Origin of the sequence: Nonomuraea sp. NPDC048892, assembly GCF_040649735.1 — a bacterium.
Classification (GTDB): domain Bacteria; phylum Actinomycetota; class Actinomycetes; order Streptosporangiales; family Streptosporangiaceae; genus Nonomuraea; species Nonomuraea maheshkhaliensis.
The window spans coordinates 277,441-294,525 of the sequence record NZ_JBEZFZ010000004.1; the positions used below are offsets into that span (position 1 = coordinate 277,441).

The following is a 17,085-nucleotide window of genomic DNA, read 5'->3' on the forward strand; positions in this document are numbered from 1 at the left end:
AATCGGCTCGGTCGGCCGCACTGGTGGGGGCACGTACCGGCAGGGGCGACCGTATCGGAGGGGCGGCCGCGCCGACTGCGCACCGCGACCTACATGGGCGCCCGGCGGTGCCGGCAAGGCCACCGACGCTCTAGTCAGGCTAGTCAGGGTGGCCGGAGCGGTCCGGGCGGTCCGGGCGATCTTCGTGATCCGGGTGGTCTTCGTGATCCGGGTGGTCTTCGTGATCCGGGTGGTCTTCGTGGTCCGGCTCGTCCACGGCGAGCGTCCGGCGAAGGGCGGTGGCCGCACGGTCCAGCTCGTCCGCGGAGCCCTGCCCGCCTGGTGACCACAACAGCTGCCATCCGTTGTTCGAGGGGGTGGCGAAGACGATCGTCTGGCGGCCGGTGCGGGGATGCCACACCCACAACACCGGATCCTCACCGCCGACCATCCGGCTGACCAGGCCGTAGGCGGGCAGCAGGTCGGCGAGAGCCTCGAGATGGACACGTCGTTCCCCGGTGAAGCCGCTCGCCACGTGCCGCCTCCAACTGTCGCCCTGCACTGAGTCTCCCCAGCTCATCGCGCCTGACAACACGCGGTGCCCAACCGCCCGCGTACATCATCGGAGCGCCGTTTCTCTACGGACGCGCATCCGTCCTCACCCCGCCCTCCACCCCCAGCACCTGTCCGAATCGCCCGCTCATCCGCGCCCGTTCACCCTCACCCCCGCTCACCCCAGCACCGCCCCCCAGCACCGCCCCCCCGGCACCGCCCACCCGACCCGGACTCCAGCACCGGACCCGCACAGTCCCGGCCTTACACGACCCGACCTCGACCTGCGACCCACAGCCCGAGCCTTCGAGAGTCACCCCCCAGCTCCGTCGCCGACCCGGACCTATGTCACCCAAGCCCAAGCCCAAGCCCAAGCCCAAGCCCAAGCTCATGCCCTGGCCCTCGACCAGTTCATCCACCAGTCCCTCGACCAGTTCGTTGAGCGGTGTCGAGTCGAATGGGATCCAGGAGCCTGATGATCAATGACGACCTGCGTGTTCCTGCTGAGATCGAACAGCCGTTCGGCTACGATATGAAAGCCGGGCCACGTCTTCCCCGACTGCGGCAGAAATTGTCGGTGGCAGGCCGTAGCTTTCACTCGACTGATCGGACCACGACCCTCCAGGGGGAGTTCCATGGCTATCAACGACCGCGAGAAGGCCCTCGAGACCGCGCTCGCTCAGATCGAGCGGCAGTTCGGCAAGGGCTCCGTCATGAGACTGGGCGACGACGCCCGAGCTCCCATCGAGGTGATCCCCACGGGGTCGATCTCCCTTGACGTCGCCCTCGGCATCGGCGGCCTGCCACGCGGCCGCATCGTGGAGATCTACGGTCCTGAGTCCTCGGGTAAGACCACGATCGCCCTCCACGCGGTGGCCAACGCCCAGCGGGCCGGCGGCATCGCCGCGTTCATCGACGCCGAGCACGCCCTCGACCCCGAATACGCCAAGAAGCTCGGGGTCGACACCGACGCTCTGCTGGTCTCCCAGCCCGACACGGGTGAGCAGGCGCTTGAGATCGCCGACATGCTGATCAGGTCCGGCGCCGTCGACATCATCGTCATCGACTCGGTGGCGGCCCTGGTGCCCAAGGCCGAGATCGAGGGCGAGATGGGCGACAGCCACGTCGGTCTCCAGGCCCGCCTCATGTCCCAGGCGCTGCGTAAGATCGCCGGCGCCCTCAGCAGCACCAGCACCACCGCCATCTTCATCAACCAGCTTCGCGAGAAGATCGGCGTCATGTTCGGCAGCCCCGAGACCACGACCGGCGGTAAGGCGCTGAAGTTCTACGCCTCGGTCCGGATGGACATCCGCCGCATCGAGACCCTCAAGGACGGCACGGAGGCGGTCGGCAACCGCACCAGGATCAAGGTCGTCAAGAACAAGATGGCCCCGCCCTTCCGCGTCGCCGACTTCGACATCCTCTACGGGGTGGGCATCTCCCGCGAGGGCGGCCTCATCGACATGGGTGTGGAGCACGGCTTCGTCCGCAAGTCCGGCGCCTGGTACACCTACGAGGGCGACCAGCTCGGCCAGGGCAAGGAGAACGCCCGCAACTTCCTGAAGAACCACCCCGACATGGCCAACGAGATCGAGAAGAAGATCAAGGACAAGCTGGGCGTGGGCCCGCGTCTCGACGCTCCCGCCGCAGAGGCCGCCGCTCCGGCTCCGGCCGCCGCCGCTCCTTCGGGTCGGGGCTCGAAGTCCACCCCGAAGCCGGGTGACGTCTGATCGACCACGCATGAGCAGCACGGATCGCTCGCAGGCGCCCCCTCCGTCAGACCGGGGCGCTCGGCCCGAGCCCACTTCGTCACACAGGCGCGACCTGGCCCGTTCGGCCACGGACGGCTGGCCGTCGGTGGACGAATGGCGCGAGCAACGCATCCGCCTGCGCGCCGCCGAGGCGGCGGAACCCTCCGCCGCCGCCCCGCCGGACACAAACCCCCCACCATCGGAGCCCTCACAACCACAATCAGACACTCCCCACGAAGCCCCCCCAACCCAACAGGCCGCTCCTGACACCACTCCCACGAGCCCATCCCCGGAACCCAGCACATCCCTGGATCCCGGCGGTGATGAGGAGGGCGCCCAGGACGTCCTGCCACGTCCCCAGAACGGTCCGCCGCATCCGGACGACTCACAAGATCCACGCGGCGACACTCCCTCCGCCGAAGCCCGGTCCAAGGCAGGAACCGCGGACGACTGGCACTCCAAGGTGCTGGCCGGAAGCAGCTGGTTCGCACCCGACCAGAACGACGGCGGCACGGGCTGGCCGACCAAGGTACGCCGCTCCAGCGGATCCGGCAGAAAGTCCGGTCGTTCCGGGAAGAGGTCCCGATGGTCCGATCGCGAACCTGACGGACCCGAAGGCACAGCCGGGTGGCCTGGTGAGGAGACCGGACGCTGGGGCGGAAGCTCGGGAGAGCCTGATCCCGAAGAAGGAACGGACCGACTCGGCAACGCTTACGGAAAACGCGGCAGATCAAGCCGCATCCGCAACCGCTCTGGCAGATCAAGCAACGGCGAACCCGAACCACACGACAGCGAAGCCGGCTTCCACGACGGCGAAACCGAGCCACGCGGGGGCCGAATCGGGTCGTCCAGCAGCGATGCTCGGCCGTACGGCGGTGGGACCGGGTCCAGCGATGGTGACGCCGCCCTGCACGGCGGTGCAGGCCGGCCGCACGGTGGCGAAGCTGGGTGGTCGTATGGCGGTGAAGGTGAACCGACCGCCGGTGAAAGCGGGCTGTCTGGTGGCGGCGCGTGGTCGTCCGGCGATGGGAGCGGGTTTAGCAGCGGTGTAGGCGGATCGCGTGATGGCGAGGCTGGGCCGCATGGCGGTGAAGCCGGGTCATCCGGTGGCGAAGCTTGGCCGTCTGGCGACGGGAGCGGGTTTAGCGGCGGTGACGCCGGCCTGTATGGCGGTGGTGTAGGCGGACTACGCGGCAGCGACGCTGGGCCGCGTGGCAGTGACAGTGGACCGCCTGGTGGTGATGGCGGGTCATCCGGTGGCGATGCTTGGCCCTATGGCGGTGGCGGTAGTGCTCGGGGTCGTGGTGGTGGGCGTCGGGGCGGTAGACGGAATGGGAACGGTGGTCGGAAGCGGGGGTGGTTGCCTGAGGGGCCGGATGAGGGGAGTGCGGCCGGGGCGCAGGCGCATGCCGATCCGGAGTCCGTCGCTCGGGCCATCTGCCTGCGCCTGCTCACCATGGCGCCCAAGACCCGCGCTCAGCTCGCTGAGGCGTTGCGTAAGCGGGACGTGCCGGAGGAGGCCGCTGAGGCGGTGCTGAGCCGATTCTCCGAGCTTGGGCTGATCAACGATGAGGCCTTCGCCGAGGCTTGGGTTGATTCGCGGCATCACGGTCGCGGTCTGGCCAAGCGCGCGCTGGCGGCCGAGTTGCGTCATCGGGGTGTCGACAGCGACACGGTGAACGAAGCCGTCGAGCGACTGGACCCCGACCAGGAAGCGGAGACGGCCCGGAAGCTGGTCGAACGTAAGCTCGCCTCCACCCGGTCCCTCGACCCGCAGGTACGGACGCGACGGCTGGCCGGCATGCTCGCGCGCAAGGGCTATCCCTCCGGACTGGCCTTCCGCGTCATCCGGGAGGCGCTTGAGCAGGAGGGCATCGAGATCGAGGAAGACTTCTCCTGACCCTTGAGCCCTCCGGTCCTCCTCTTCTTCCACTTCTCCCACATTTTCCGGGCTCCGGGCTCCGGGCTCCGGGCTCCGGGCTCCGGGCTCCGGGCTCCGGGCTCCGGGCTCCGGGCTCCGGGCTCCGGGCTCCGGGCTTGGGATCGGCCCCCGCTTCTCTCAGTCTTCTGCTTCTCGACCTTCCGCTTCCGGGTGTCCCCCTGCTGGTCGGTCGTTTTGTGTGGTGGTTCGAGTGCTGCATGGGCCTCTGCGGGTCCCGTACCGGCGGACCCGGGGTTGCGTTGTGCCGAGTGGGGAGGAACGGTCGTGTTGCGCGTTGCTGACCTGGGCGGGATCAGGGGGAGTGGGTGGAGACGCGCTGTTCTGTGGGGTGTGAGCCGTTCTGCTCGGCGGGCGTCGTTCCTTGAGGTGACTTGAAGGGAGTGCGGCGGCCGCAGAAGCCGTACCACCGCCGGGGTTGCGTGGGTTATCGGGGTTGGTGGGGATTGGGAGGTGGAGCGGGGGCGCATACTGGGCTATTCGGGCACTAATGGGGGATATCGGGCTGGATGTGGAGATGCGGGCCTGTAAGACACGCTTGATGACGCGTTTGCTTGCTCGTGACCTGTTCGACGCATAACCTCGACGGCAGTGAGGAGTTACTCCGCGCAGCGCGGATTGCCATACCGGTGAACGACGGACGAACGAGCTTGGATGATCGAGGCGGACGAGGTGTCGGCTGGAGCAGTCGACGCCCGGTCAGTCTTGGCTTGACATCGATACTGGTGAAGACGCCGACCGGGCTCTGCGCAGCGCGCCTGTGACCCCTCCCGTTTTGTGGCCGCGTTATGAGTTCTTGACGACGCGAGGAGGGCGGGGCGTACATGGGGCCGCTGGTCGTGGTGCTGATGGTGGCGGTGCTCGTGCTCGCGTTCGGGATGATCGCGGCGCTCCTCGTCGTCATACGGCGCACTTCGGGCAGCCAGCCCCGCGCCGGCAAGCCGAGTGCCGAGCAGGTGCACGTCGTGCACGAGGAGCTTGAACAGGCGCGTGAAGAGGCGCGGGAGATCCGGCACAAGGCGGAGACCGACGCCGAGGAGATTCTGCGCAGGTCGGAGGCGGCCGCCGAGAGCGCCGCGCAGATGCGGCGGGAGGTCGAGGAGGAGAGCCGGATACTCAAGTCCGAGCTCAAGGAGCTCCGCTCCGACCTCGAACGCCGCGAGGCCAGGCTGGCCGAGCGGGAGCAGCGGCTGGACGAGGAGGCCAGGCGGCAGTCCGAGCGGGACAGGAAGCTGGCCGAGACCGAGGTCGAGCTGGCCGACCGCCGGGAAGAGCTGCTCCAGGTCGAGGACGAGCGGCGGGTCATCCTGGAGCGGGCGGCCGGGCTCACCGGCGAGCAGGCCAAGAACGAGCTGGTCAAGGAGATCGAGAACCAGGCCAAGCGCGAGGCCGCGCTGATCATCAGGGAGATCGAGGGCGCCGCCCGCAAGGAGGGCGAGAAGCGAGCCACGAAGATCGTGACGCTGGCCGTGCAGCGGCTGGCGGCGGAGCAGACGGCCGAGTCGGTCGTCAGCGTGCTGCACCTGCCCGGTGACGAGATGAAGGGCCGGATCATCGGGCGCGAAGGGCGCAACATCCGCGCGTTCGAGTCCACGACCGGGGTCAACCTGATCATCGACGACACGCCGGAGGCGGTGCTGCTGTCGTGCTTCGATCCGGTCAGGAGGGAGACGGCGCGGCTGACGCTGGAGAAGCTAGTGCTGGACGGCCGCATCCACCCGCAGCGCATCGAGGAGGCGCACGACCGCAGCCGCCAGGAAGTGCAGGACCTGTGCGCGCGGGCCGGTGAGGACGCTCTCGTCGAGCTGGGGATCACCGAGATGCATCCCGAGCTGACGTTGCTGCTCGGGCAGTTGCGTTATCGGACTTCGTACGGACAGAACGTGCTCAAGCACCTCATCGAGTCCGCGCACATCGCCGGGATCATGGCCGCCGAGCTGAAGATGAACCAGACGCTGATGAAGCGCTGCGCCCTGCTCCACGACATCGGCAAGGCGCTCACGCACGAGGTCGAAGGCAGTCACGCGCTGATCGGCGCGGAGATCGCCCGCCGGTACGGCGAGGAGGAGGACGTGGTGCACGCCATCGAGGCGCACCACAACGAGGTCGAGGTGCGTACCGTCGAGGCGGTGCTCACGCAGGCCGCCGACGCGATCAGCGGCAGCCGTCCCGGTGCGCGGCGCGAGTCCCTGGAGGCTTACGTCAAGCGGCTGGAGCGGCTGGAGGAGATCGCGCAGTCGTACGAGGGCGTGGAGAAGGTGTTCGCCATGCAGGCGGGCCGGGAGATCCGGGTCATGGTCAAGCCCGACGCGATCGACGACATCCAGGCTCAGGTGATCGCGCGCGATGTGGCCAAGCAGGTGGAGGAGGAGCTGACCTACCCTGGGCAGATCCGGATCACGGTGGTACGGGAGTCACGGGCAACCGAGTTCGCCCGCTAGGTGCAGGTGTTTGTGTGGGTGCGCGTGAATGGTCGGGTTCTGCGTAGCCAGGGTCGGGGGTCTGGGGGTTCAAGGGTCTGAGCGGTTCGGGGATCCGGGATTCAGGGATCCGAGGTCCGGGGTTTGGGGATCCGACGTTCGGGGGTGCGAGGCCGAGAGGTTCGGGATTCCTGGATTAGAGGTCCGGGGGTATGGGGTGCGGGGGCTGAGGTTCGCGGGTCCTAGGTTCCGGGGTCTAGGGATCGTGGGTCTGAGAGGTTCGGGATCCGAGGTTTGGCGGTTTGGGGGTCGCGAGTCCGAGGTTCGAGGGTTCGAGGTCAGGGTGGTTGGGGCGGGGCTGAGAGGTTTGGGGGCGAGATTCGGAGTGCGGGGGTGCGGGTCCGAGGTTCGAGGGTTCGAGGTCAGGGTGGTTGGGGCGGGGCCGAGGTTCAGGGGACCGGAGGTTCGGGGTCTGGGGTCTGGGGTTTGGGGTTTGGGTTAGATGAAGATTTGCTGGTAGAAGGCAAGTTCTGCGGCTAGGGCCGCTGCTCGGGTTTCGGTGCGGCGGAAGCCGTGGGATTCGCCCTCGAAGGCCAGGTACGTGCACGGCACCCCGCGTTCGGACAGTGCGTCGGCGAAGGCGGCCGATTGCTCGGGTGGCACCACCGGGTCGTCTAGGCCCTGGAGGAGCAGCATGGGGCGGGTGGCTCCGTCCACGAGGGCCAGGGGCTCTCTGGCGGCGTACACCTGGGGATCTTCCGGACCCACCAGCCACTCCACGTAGCGTGACTCGAAGTCGTGGGTGTGGGCGGCCAGCGGGGCGAGTGCGCTGACGCCGTAGTAGGAGACGCCGCCGGCGAACACGTCGGAGCTGCAGCAGGCCGCCATCACCGTCCAGCCGCCCGCGCTGCCCCCGCGTACGGCGATCCTGGCGGGGTCGGCCAGGCCCTGCTCGGCCAGCCACCGTGCGGCGGCGATCGTGTCGTGGACGTCCACGAGCCCCCATTGGCCCTTGAGCCGGTCGCGGTAGGCCCTGCCGTAACCCGTCGAGCCGCCGTAGTTGAGGTCGAGGACGCCGATGCCGCGCGAGGTCAGGAACGCCTTCTCCAGGTCGAGCGCGGTGTCGGCGTGAGCGGTCGGGCCGCCGTGCACGAAGACGACGTAAGGGGGTGGGCCGGACTGCGGCGAGGCTTCGGTGTGGGGTGGGTAAAGAAAGGCGTGCACGTCTTGGTCTGCGGTGTCGCCAATTCGTGCGTCTTGGTGGATGGTGTCGCCGCTCCGTCTGTCCTGGTGGGTGGTGCTGGCGATTCGTGTGGCCTGGTCTGCGGTGGAGCCGATCTGTGTGTCTTGGTGGGTGGTGTCGCTGGTTCGTGTGGCCTGGTCTGCGGTGGAGCCGATTTGTGCTTCTTGGTGGGTGGAGCCGCCGATCCGTGTGGCCTGGTCGGTGGCGTTGCTGGTTCGTGTTTCGTGGTCGGTGGTGCCGGCGATTCGGGTGGCCTGCTCGGTGGTGTCGCTGATCTGTGCGGTCTGATCTGCGGGGCCGCCGATTCGTACGGGGCGGGGGACGGGCAGGTAGGCGGGGTTGGGCAGGGCGGAGGGTGTGGGGGCGAGGGGGTGGTGGGAGCCTGTCGCCGGGTTCACGGTCACGACCGAGCGAGGCGTGGTGGGGGCGTACGCGATGCCGGTCACGGCGGTGCCGTCGGTGGCCAGGTCGGCGTCCCAGCCGCTGTACGGGGCCTCGACGTCGGTGAGGGTGCCTGAGGCGGGGTCGAGCAGGCCGAGTCGCAGGTCGCCGCGCCCGTGCAGGACCGCGAGCCGGCCGTCGGCGAGGATCGCGTACGGCATCCCGCCCAGTCGCCACGGCGGCAGCGTGAACTCCTCCTCGGCCGGGTGGAGCGCTCGCGCCCCGTCGCCGTGCAGGCCGATCTCGTAGAGGTTCCACCAGCCCGAGGAGTCGGAGACCAGGTAGAGCCGGGTGTCGTCCTTCCAGGCGGGAGCCAGGACGGATTCGGTGACGCTGCCCCGCACCTTCCAGGAGTCGCCGTCCGAGAGGCGGATGACGCGTAGCTCGGTGCCGTCCCAGGGCATGCGGGGGTGATCCCAGCAGACATAGGCGAGATGTCGTCCGTCGGGGGAGATGGTGGGAGAGGCGTAGAAGTCGCAGCCGGTGGCCCATTCGCGGATCTCGCCGCCGTCGAGGGGGACAGAGACGACGGCTCTGGTGACCTTGCCGTCCTCCGCGTGGTGCTCGCGTACGCACCACACCTGTCCGTCGCGCACCAACGGATCCGCGTAGCGGCAACCCGGGGGAGTGACGGGTTTCGGTTCGCCGTTTTCCGGCAACAGGTAGAGGCGCTGATCTTGCAGGTTGGCGAAGACCACCTCCCCCTCGGGGGTCACCGCGTACGGGCGGCCGCCGTACTCGTGAACGCGGGTGCGCGCGCACCAGGGGGCGGGTAGCAGGTCACGACGGGTGCCGTCGGCGGCGCGGCACACGATCGTGGTACGCCCGCCGTCGTCGGGACGGTCCTCGGTCCACCACGTCCGGCCGTCCATGAGCGTGGGCCAGCCGGGACGTACGGCGGAGCCGGCCACGTCTCTGGTCGAAATGGGGGAGGGCCAGAAAGGCATACCCCGCATCCTGCCGGAAGATCGCCGGGCGTGAGGTGCTGTCCCCACAGTTCAGCCCGCGTGAGCGGTTCAGGGGCAGCCGGCCGGGCGGGGCAGGGAGGAGGGGAGTGCGACGCCAGCGCGGCCGAACCACTTGTTCAGCAGCCGCGTCGTCGTCCCGTCGCGCCACATCGAGGCGATGGCGCGATTGACCGCCTGGCACGTCTCGATGTCGCCCTTCTTCAGGCCGACGCCCCACTTCTCCCAGCTGATCGGCTGGTTGAGCAGCCGGAACATGCCGGGGTCGTGCTCGGCGTACCCGGCCAGGGTCAGGTTCTCGGTGCTGACCGCGTCGAGACGGGCCTCGACGAGCTTGCGTACGCAGTCGGAGTAGTTCGCGGCGGGCACCAGCTGGGCCGGCAGGTCGAGCATGCCGTCCGGCGGCGGGTCGACGATCCGCCGGTACGAGTTCGAGCCCTCGGCCAGGCAGATCCGCTTGCCGCGCAGGTCTTCCACCTTCTTGATGCTCATGTCGCCGGCCCTGACCATGGTGTCCTGGGGCACGATCACGTACGGGCCGGCGAAGGTGACCTTGGGCTTGCGGGACTCCGTGATGGAGTAGGAGGCGACGATCATGTCCACGGTGCCGTTCTGAAGCAGCGCCTCGCGGGTGGACGACGGCGACTCGCGCCAGGTGATCTTGACCTTGGCGCCGCCGGCGAGGTTGGCGACGATGTAGCGGGCGACGTCCACGTCGAACCCCTGGGGATCGCCCGAGCCGGAGCGCATGCCCAGGCCCGGCTGGTCCCATTTGGTGCCGACGACGACGGTGCGGGCACCCTTGATCTTGTCGGCGACGGTGGTGTACGAGCCTCCGCCGCCGCACCCGGCCAGTCCCGCTGTCACGGTCACGGTCACGGCGAGTGCCGCCGCGCGCATGCTCACCCTGAACTTCCCCACGACTATGGGTAACCCACGCGAGCCGTGCGGAACGCGGATTCGACGCAGTCGTGGGTGTTTCTTGGCGATCTATGGGGAGAAAGGCGACAAAGTGGAGGGCTCGTCAAGGTGACAAACGCCTGAGGCCAAGCTTGAGGGCCCGCCAAGGTGACAAACCCCTGAGGGCCCATCAAGGTGACAAACCCCCGAAGCCAAGCCTGAGGCCCCTCAAGGCGAACGAGCCCCCGAGACCAAGCCCGAGAGCCCGTCAGGGCGGCGGGCGCCAGCACGCCCGCCGCCCCGCGGTCACTCGAGGGGTTTGTCAGGACCCAGGCCGCCACCAGCGGTGCCCTGACCGGCGCCGATGCCGACCTCGGCCGATCCGGGCGCCGCGATCGGGACGGCCGCCGTCTTGCGGCTGCGCCTGCTGCGCCTTTCCAGCCAGGTGGCCAGGTAGCTCAGCGCCATGTTGAGCGCCACGTAGATGATGCCGACGACGATCGCCGCCGGGATCAGCGAGCCGAAGAAGCGGGCCGGCATGATCTTGAAGCCGGTGTTGAGCAGGTCGACGTAGGCGATGATGTAGCCGAGCGCGGTGTCCTTCAGCAGCACCACGAGCTGGCTGACGATCGCCGGCATCATCGCGGTGATGGCCTGCGGCAGCAGCACCAGCCGCATCACCTGGTTCTTGCGCATGCCGACCGCGTACGCGGCCTCCGACTGCCCCTTCGGCACGGCGTACACGCCGGCCCTGACGACCTCGGCCAGCACGGAGCCGTTGTAGAGGGTCAGGCCGAGCACGACCGCGAAGAAGGCGTAGTCGCCGCCGCCAATGAGCATGGGCGCCAGGTAGAAGATGAAGAAGATCAGCAGCAGCAGCGGGATGGACCGGAACACCTCGACCACCGCACCGGCCGGGATCCGGACCCACGCGTGGTCGGAGAGCCTGGCCAGACCGAAGACCGAGCCGAAGGCCAGTGCCAGCACCGCCGAGACGGCCGCCGCCTCCAGGGTGCCGATGAGGCCGGGGAAGATGTAGAACTCCCACGTCTCCCACTGCAGGAACGGCTGCCAGATCTTGCCTTCGAACTGGCCCTTGGCGTCGAAGCCGCGATAGACGCCGTACAGGACGGCGATGACGGCGAGGACGCTGATCACCGTGAGCGCGTGGTTGCGCAGCCGCCCGCGCGGGCCGGGCGCGTCGAACAGTACGGACGTGCTCATCGGGCCACCGCCAGACGTCGCGACAACCAGCCGGTGAAGAAGCCGATGGGCATGGTCAGCGCCATGAAGGCGACGACGATGCCGAGGAAGATCGGGATCGACGCGCCGGTCGTGTCGAAGGTGATCTTCATGACCGCCGCGGCGTCGGCGAGGTATCCGCCCGCGGTGGCCACCGTGGTGTTCTTGATCATGGCGATCATGACGCTGCCGAGCGGCGCGACGACCGCGCGGAACGCCTGGGGCAGGACGATCATCCGCAGCGACTGCATGAACGTGAGCCCGATCGCCCTGGCCGCCTCCGCCTGGCCCATCGGCACGGTGTTGATGCCGGCGCGCAGCGACTCACACACGAAGGCCGCGGTGTAGACCGACAGGCCCATCGCCACGATCCAGAACGAGTTGGTCGACGGCACGTCCGAGAACACCAGGCCGAGCTGGTCGCTCAGGCCCAGCGCGGAGAACGCCAGCACCAGCGTGAGCGGGGTGTTACGCACCACGTTGACGTATATGGTGCCGGCCGCGCGCAGGACCGGCGTGGGTGAGACCCGCATCGCCACCAGGACCGTGCCGAGGATCAGGGAGGCGACGGCCGCCACGAGGGACAGCTTGACGTTCTCCAGGAATCCCAGCCCGAGATCCGGGGCGTATTTGATTAGTTCGTCCATCGTGCTCCACCGCATAGGACGGCGGCGGCCGGGTCACCGGCCGCCGCCCCTGGTGTGATCAGGCGCAACCCTCGGCGGGAGGCGCGGTCTCGGACAACTTCAGGCCCTGGATGCCGCCGAACCACTTGTCCAGCAGCTGCTTCATGGTGCCGTTGTCCCACAGCTTCTTCACCGCGGTGTTGAGGGCCTCACACGTCTTGGTGTCGCCCTTCTTCAGGCCGATGCCGTACTTCTCGTCCGTGAAGCCCTGGCCCAGCACCTTGAAGTTGCCGCCCGCCTGCTTGGCGAAGCCCGCCAGGATCAGGTCGTCGGTGGTGACGGCGTCGAGGTTGCTGCCGGTGAGCTTCTGCACGCACTCGGAGTAGTTGCCGGCGTCGACGGTGGTCGCGTCGATGTCGAGCTCACCGTCCGGGGGCGGGTCGGTGATGCGCTTGTAGGAGTTGGAGCCCGCGGCCTTGCAGATCTTCTTGCCCTTGAGGTCCTGAGGGCTGTTGATCGAGGTGTCGTCCTTGCGGACCATCACGTCCTGGTGCGCCACGACGTAGGGGCCGCCGAAGGTCACCTTGCCCTTGCGCTCCTCCGTGATGGAGTAGGTGGCGAAGATGATGTCGACCGTGCCGTTCTGGAGGAACGGCTCGCGGTTGGACGAGGCCGACTCCTTCCACTCGATCTTCACGTCCTTGCCGCCGGCCACTTCCTTGAGCACGGCTTTGGCCACGTCGACGTCGAAGCCCTCGGGCTCGTTGCCCATCTTCAGGCCCAGGCTGGGCTGGTCCCACTTGGTGCCGACCACGATCGTGCCGCCGCCCGCGATCTTGTCGGCCACGTTGGCGTACGACTCACCGCCGCCACCGCCACAGGCGGTCAGGCCCGCGGCCAGAGCCGCAATGGAGAGCACTGCTCCCGTTCGACGCATGTGCATGTGTACCTGCCTCAATAGTCAGTGCGTGAGGATCTTCGAAAGGAAGTCTCGCGCCCGGTCCGTCTGCGCATTGGTGAAGAACTCGTCGGGAGTGTTCTCCTCGACGATCTGCCCCTCGGCCATGAACACCACCCGGTTCGCGGCCCGGCGGGCGAACCCCATCTCGTGCGTGACGACCATCATGGTCATCCCGTCACGTGCCAGCCCGATCATGACATCGAGGACCTCTTGCACCATCTCGGGGTCGAGTGCGGAGGTCGGCTCGTCGAACAGGATCATTTTCGGGTCCATGGCCAGTGCTCTGGCGATCGCCACACGTTGTTGCTGACCGCCGGAGAGCTGGGCCGGATATTTGTCCGCCTGCGCGGCGATGCCCACTCTTTCGAGCAGTTCCATCGCCCGCTGGTTGGCGGCGTCCCTGGCCTTGCCGCGCACCTTCATCGGGCCGAGCGTGACGTTTTCCCGGATGGTCTTGTGGGCGAACAAGTTGAACGACTGAAAGACCATTCCGACGTCGGAACGCAGCCTGGCCAACGCCTTGCCCTCGTCGGGCAGCACCTGGCCGTCAAATATGATCTTGCCGTCGTTGATCGTCTCCAGCCGGTTGATCGTGCGGCAGAGCGTCGACTTCCCGCCGCCCGAGGGACCGATGACGACCAATACCTCGCCACGAGAGACGGTCAAGTTGATGTTCTTCAGGACATGCAGCGCCCCGAAGTGCTTGTTGACGTTCTCCAACTGCACAAGTGGAGTGGCGTCGCCGTTCTCCGTCATGGAGTAAAACGTAGAGGGCATTAGAACGCTGTGCACTAACCGAGCGGTACCGATCCGATCACATCGTGCCATCAAGCAGGCCTTTTAGATCGGTCCGGGCAGTCCCAAGGCTGACACCGACTACCCTTGAACATGCCATGACTGTGACTCAGGAGGGCGCCCGCACCTACGAAGTGCGCACATACGGGTGCCAGATGAACGTCCACGACTCCGAGCGGCTGTCAGGCCTGCTGGAGGACGCCGGCTATGTGGCCGCTCCCGACGGGGAGGCGGCCGACGTCGTCGTGTTCAACACGTGCGCCGTGCGGGAAAACGCCGACAACCGCCTCTACGGCAACCTGGGCCACCTCAGACCGGCCAAGGTGAGCAATCCGCGCATGCAGATCGCCGTCGGCGGCTGCCTGGCGCAGAAGGACCAGGGCGAGATCGTCCGCAAGGCGCCGTGGGTCGACGTCGTGTTCGGCACGCACAACATCGGCTCGCTGCCGGTGCTGCTGGAGCGGGCCCGCGTCGAGGGTGAGGCGCAGGTCGAGCTGAAGGAGTCGCTCGAGGTCTTTCCCTCGACGCTGCCGACCAAGCGCGAGTCCGCGTACGCCGCCTGGGTGTCGGTCTCGGTCGGCTGCAACAACACCTGCACGTTCTGCATCGTGCCGTCGCTGCGCGGCAAGGAGAAGGACCGCCGGCCCGGCGACGTCCTCGCCGAGGTCAGCACGCTGGTGGAGCAGGGCGTGCTGGAGGTCACCCTGCTCGGCCAGAACGTCAACACCTACGGCGTGGAGTTCGGCGACCGGCTGGCCTTCGGCAAGCTGCTGCGCGCCTGCGGCGACATCGAGGGGCTCGAACGGGTCCGCTTCACCTCGCCGCACCCCGCCGCGTTCACCGACGACGTGATCGCCGCCATGGCGGAGACGCCCAACGTCATGCACCAGCTGCACATGCCGCTGCAGTCGGGCTCCGACCGGGTGCTGCGGGCGATGCGCCGCTCCTACCGGGCCGAGCGCTATCTCGGCATCATCGAACGCGTACGCGCCGCCATGCCCGACGCGGCCATCTCCACCGACATCATCGTCGGCTTCCCCGGCGAGACCGAGGAGGACTTCCAGGCGACCCTCGACGTCGTCCGGCAGAGCCGCTTCGCCAACGCCTTCACCTTCCAGTACTCCATCCGCCCCGGCACGCCCGCGGCCACGATGGCGGACCAGGTGCCCAAGGAGGTCGTCCAGGAGCGCTACGAACGACTGGTGGCGCTGCAGGAGGAGATTTCATGGGAGGAGAACAAGAAGCAGGTCGGGCGGACGCTCGAAGTGCTGGTGGCCGAGGGCGAGGGGCGCAAGGACGAGGCCACCCGCCGGCTGTCGGGGCGCGCGGCGGACAACCGGCTCGTGCACTTCGCGGTGGGCGAGGAGACGCCGCGGCCCGGTGACATGGTGACGGTCGAGGTGACGTACGCGGCGCCGCACCACCTGGTGGCCGACGGGGCCGTGCTGGGGCTGCGGCGGACCAGGGCGGGAGACGCCTGGGAGGCCCGCCAGGGCGGCGGGAGCTCGGGCGGCGGCTCGGGGGTGCTGCTGGGCATGCCCACCGTCGGACGGCCCGCCCCGCTGCCGGCCTCGACAGGGGCCTGCTCGGCGCACTGACGGCACACTGACGGCGCACTGACGACGGTCGGGCGGCCCGCGCCGTCGCCGGTCCCGCCGGGTCTGGCCGGTACCGCTGACGACGGGCGGCCCATGCCGTTGCCCGTCTCGCCGGGCTCTTCTGCGTACTGCTGGGAAGGGCGGCTCCGGATCATCCGGGGCCGCCCTTCGCTGTGCCGGGGGTCTACCGCGTGAGGCGGTCGAGCATGTCGTAGCAGGAGCGGCGGCGGAAGTCGTGCATGGTGGCGCAGGGGTCGGGGCCCGCGCGGCCCGGCGGGGCCGGCCGGGACGCCGGGTGGGACGGCGGGTGGGACGGCTGGGGTGCGATCGGCCGTGACGACGGGGGCCGCAGCGGCTGGGACGGCAGGGGCGGTGGGGCGAGGCCGCCGGGTGACGGGCGTTCCTCAGGGGGGACCTGCGGGGTGGCCCGTGGGGCGGGTCGGACCTTCGGGGGGCGGTTCCCGTCCCTGCCTGGCCGGCGCGGATCGGCGTCCTCGGCGACGGGGGTGACCGGCGGGCCGGCCGTCGCCGAGGGGATGAGCGGCAGGTCGGCGCCCACGGCCGGCAGGTCGGCGCCCACAGGAGGGAGGTGCGCTCCCCAGGGCGGCAGGCTCGCATTCGGGGGCGGAACGGTCTCGATCCACGGGGGCGTCAGCGGGCCGAGCATGACGTCGGCGGGCTGGGCCGTCGGGAATTGGAGCGTTCCAGCCATGGGCGCCACCGACGGCGGAAGGACGGTCGCCGTCGGTGGCGTATTCGATGCCGAGAGTGGTATTGATCTTGGGGAAAGCGGGGTTTCCTGATCCATTTCCTGAGGTGTTTGCGGTGACGGTTCCTTACTGTTGGTGAATGCCAGGAATATTCCCAGCGCCGCTGTGACGAGCACCCCGGTGGCTCCGGCCACGGGTGCCAGGTTGGCGCGGCTACCTGGGCTAATGGATCTAAGGGGGGACAAGTCGTGATTCCTTTGTGATTGTTGTGCGAGCATTCAGCTGTTGCGGCTAGTGTGGTCCATCACCCGCGGAAGCCGGCGAGCTTTCCCCGATACGACCGCAGGGAGCTGTAACGCCATGCAAGATCCGACCGAGGCGGATCGCCAGGAGATCCTCACCGGGCCGGGAGACACCCGCCTGGAAAACAGGGCGTCGGGAAACAGACGACCGAGGCAGAAGAGCAACAAGACCCTTCTCATCGCCGGTTCGGCGCTCATCGCCGTGCTCGTGGCCGGTGGCGCCGGTTACATGCTGGCCTCGAACCCCTTCGGGAGCGCCCAGCAGGGCGGCGGCCCCGCGACCTCCCAGAGCGCCGACGCGAACCAGGATCAGGGCGGCGACGACGACGCCACGGCGGGCGACTCTCCCGCCGACTCCCCTGGGGACGACCGTACGGGCGAGGCTCCCGAGGACGACGGCAGCATGGGCGACGTCGCCGCCGGGGTCCCGGACGGCGGAGACCAGCCCGGTACGGGTGACAGGGCAGGGGACACGACGGGCAACACGGGCACCGACTCCGCCAAGACCGGCACCAACAAGAAGCCCGCGACGACCTCGCCCACCAAGTCGCCCCAGTCCTCAGGCGCCGGCACCCCTTCCGAGGCCGACAGCCCGGCGGACGGTCCCGGCGGCCTCGTCCCCGGCCAGTGCTCGAAGAGCGGTTGCTGAGCACGTCTCCGG

Annotated in this window: 13 protein-coding genes; 5 read left to right on the top strand and 8 right to left on the bottom strand. The window is 68.7% G+C overall.

Features of this window, described 5'->3' with window-relative positions; translation table 11 throughout:
- Window positions 1–139 precede the first annotated feature (139 nt).
- Entirely contained in the window at window positions 140–514 is a 375-nt protein-coding gene (locus AB0C28_RS15055; RefSeq protein ID WP_358074773.1) for a hypothetical protein, read from the bottom strand.
- A 652-nt stretch (window positions 515–1,166) separates the two neighbouring features.
- On the opposite strand from AB0C28_RS15055, the gene recA reads away from it, so the two are divergent.
- From recA to rny, 3 genes are all read left to right on the top strand, one after another.
- Window positions 1,167–2,261 (top strand): recombinase RecA, encoded by a 1,095-nt coding sequence (gene recA, locus AB0C28_RS15060; protein WP_357837380.1) that lies wholly within the window; start codon window positions 1,167–1,169, stop codon window positions 2,259–2,261.
- A gap of 1,477 nt (window positions 2,262–3,738) precedes the next feature.
- A complete protein-coding gene (locus tag AB0C28_RS15065; protein ID WP_358074776.1) occupies window positions 3,739–4,182 on the top strand; it encodes a regulatory protein RecX in 444 nt (147 codons plus the stop codon).
- An 863-nt stretch (window positions 4,183–5,045) separates the two neighbouring features.
- Window positions 5,046–6,662 carry a ribonuclease Y gene (gene rny, locus AB0C28_RS15070; protein ID WP_358074779.1) on the top strand — a complete coding sequence of 539 codons (1,617 nt, stop codon included), beginning with the start codon at window positions 5,046–5,048 and terminating at the stop codon, window positions 6,660–6,662.
- Between the two features lie 477 nt (window positions 6,663–7,139).
- Here the strand turns inward: rny and AB0C28_RS15075 are convergent, their stop codons facing one another.
- The 6 genes from AB0C28_RS15075 to AB0C28_RS15100 all read right to left on the bottom strand — a co-directional run bounded on the left by AB0C28_RS15075 (window position 7,140) and on the right by AB0C28_RS15100 (window position 13,775).
- Window positions 7,140–9,272 carry a prolyl oligopeptidase family serine peptidase gene (locus AB0C28_RS15075; protein WP_358074782.1) on the bottom strand — a complete coding sequence of 711 codons (2,133 nt, stop codon included), beginning with the start codon at window positions 9,270–9,272 and terminating at the stop codon, window positions 7,140–7,142.
- 69 nt (window positions 9,273–9,341) lie between these two features.
- Complete coding sequence (locus AB0C28_RS15080; RefSeq protein ID WP_358075502.1) at window positions 9,342–10,190, bottom strand: glutamate ABC transporter substrate-binding protein; 849 nt, start codon at window positions 10,188–10,190, stop codon at window positions 9,342–9,344.
- A gap of 306 nt (window positions 10,191–10,496) precedes the next feature.
- On the bottom strand, window positions 10,497–11,414 hold the full coding sequence (locus AB0C28_RS15085) for an amino acid ABC transporter permease (protein ID WP_357837364.1): 918 nt from the start codon (window positions 11,412–11,414) through the stop codon (window positions 10,497–10,499).
- Window positions 11,411–12,079 (bottom strand): amino acid ABC transporter permease, encoded by a 669-nt coding sequence (locus AB0C28_RS15090; RefSeq protein WP_357837361.1) that lies wholly within the window; start codon window positions 12,077–12,079, stop codon window positions 11,411–11,413. Before AB0C28_RS15090 ends, AB0C28_RS15085 begins: the two co-directional genes overlap by 4 nt.
- A gap of 58 nt (window positions 12,080–12,137) precedes the next feature.
- Window positions 12,138–12,977, bottom strand: coding sequence for a glutamate ABC transporter substrate-binding protein (locus AB0C28_RS15095; RefSeq protein ID WP_357837358.1), 840 nt, complete (start codon window positions 12,975–12,977; stop codon window positions 12,138–12,140).
- A gap of 42 nt (window positions 12,978–13,019) precedes the next feature.
- The gene (locus AB0C28_RS15100) at window positions 13,020–13,775 is read right to left on the bottom strand and encodes an amino acid ABC transporter ATP-binding protein (RefSeq protein WP_346108779.1); all 756 of its coding nucleotides are present in this window, start codon (window positions 13,773–13,775) and stop codon (window positions 13,020–13,022) included.
- Window positions 13,776–13,912: 137 nt separating this feature from the next.
- Here AB0C28_RS15100 and miaB point away from each other — a divergent pair, with 137 nt between their 5' ends.
- Entirely contained in the window at window positions 13,913–15,412 is a 1,500-nt protein-coding gene (gene miaB / locus AB0C28_RS15105; RefSeq protein WP_357837355.1) for a tRNA (N6-isopentenyl adenosine(37)-C2)-methylthiotransferase MiaB, read from the top strand.
- A gap of 184 nt (window positions 15,413–15,596) precedes the next feature.
- On the opposite strand, the gene AB0C28_RS15110 is transcribed toward miaB, so the two are convergent.
- Window positions 15,597–16,124, bottom strand: coding sequence for a hypothetical protein (locus AB0C28_RS15110; RefSeq protein ID WP_358074785.1), 528 nt, complete (start codon window positions 16,122–16,124; stop codon window positions 15,597–15,599).
- A gap of 358 nt (window positions 16,125–16,482) precedes the next feature.
- On the opposite strand from AB0C28_RS15110, the gene AB0C28_RS15115 reads away from it, so the two are divergent.
- Entirely contained in the window at window positions 16,483–17,073 is a 591-nt protein-coding gene (locus tag AB0C28_RS15115; RefSeq protein ID WP_358074787.1) for a hypothetical protein, read from the top strand.
- Window positions 17,074–17,085 lie beyond the last annotated feature (12 nt).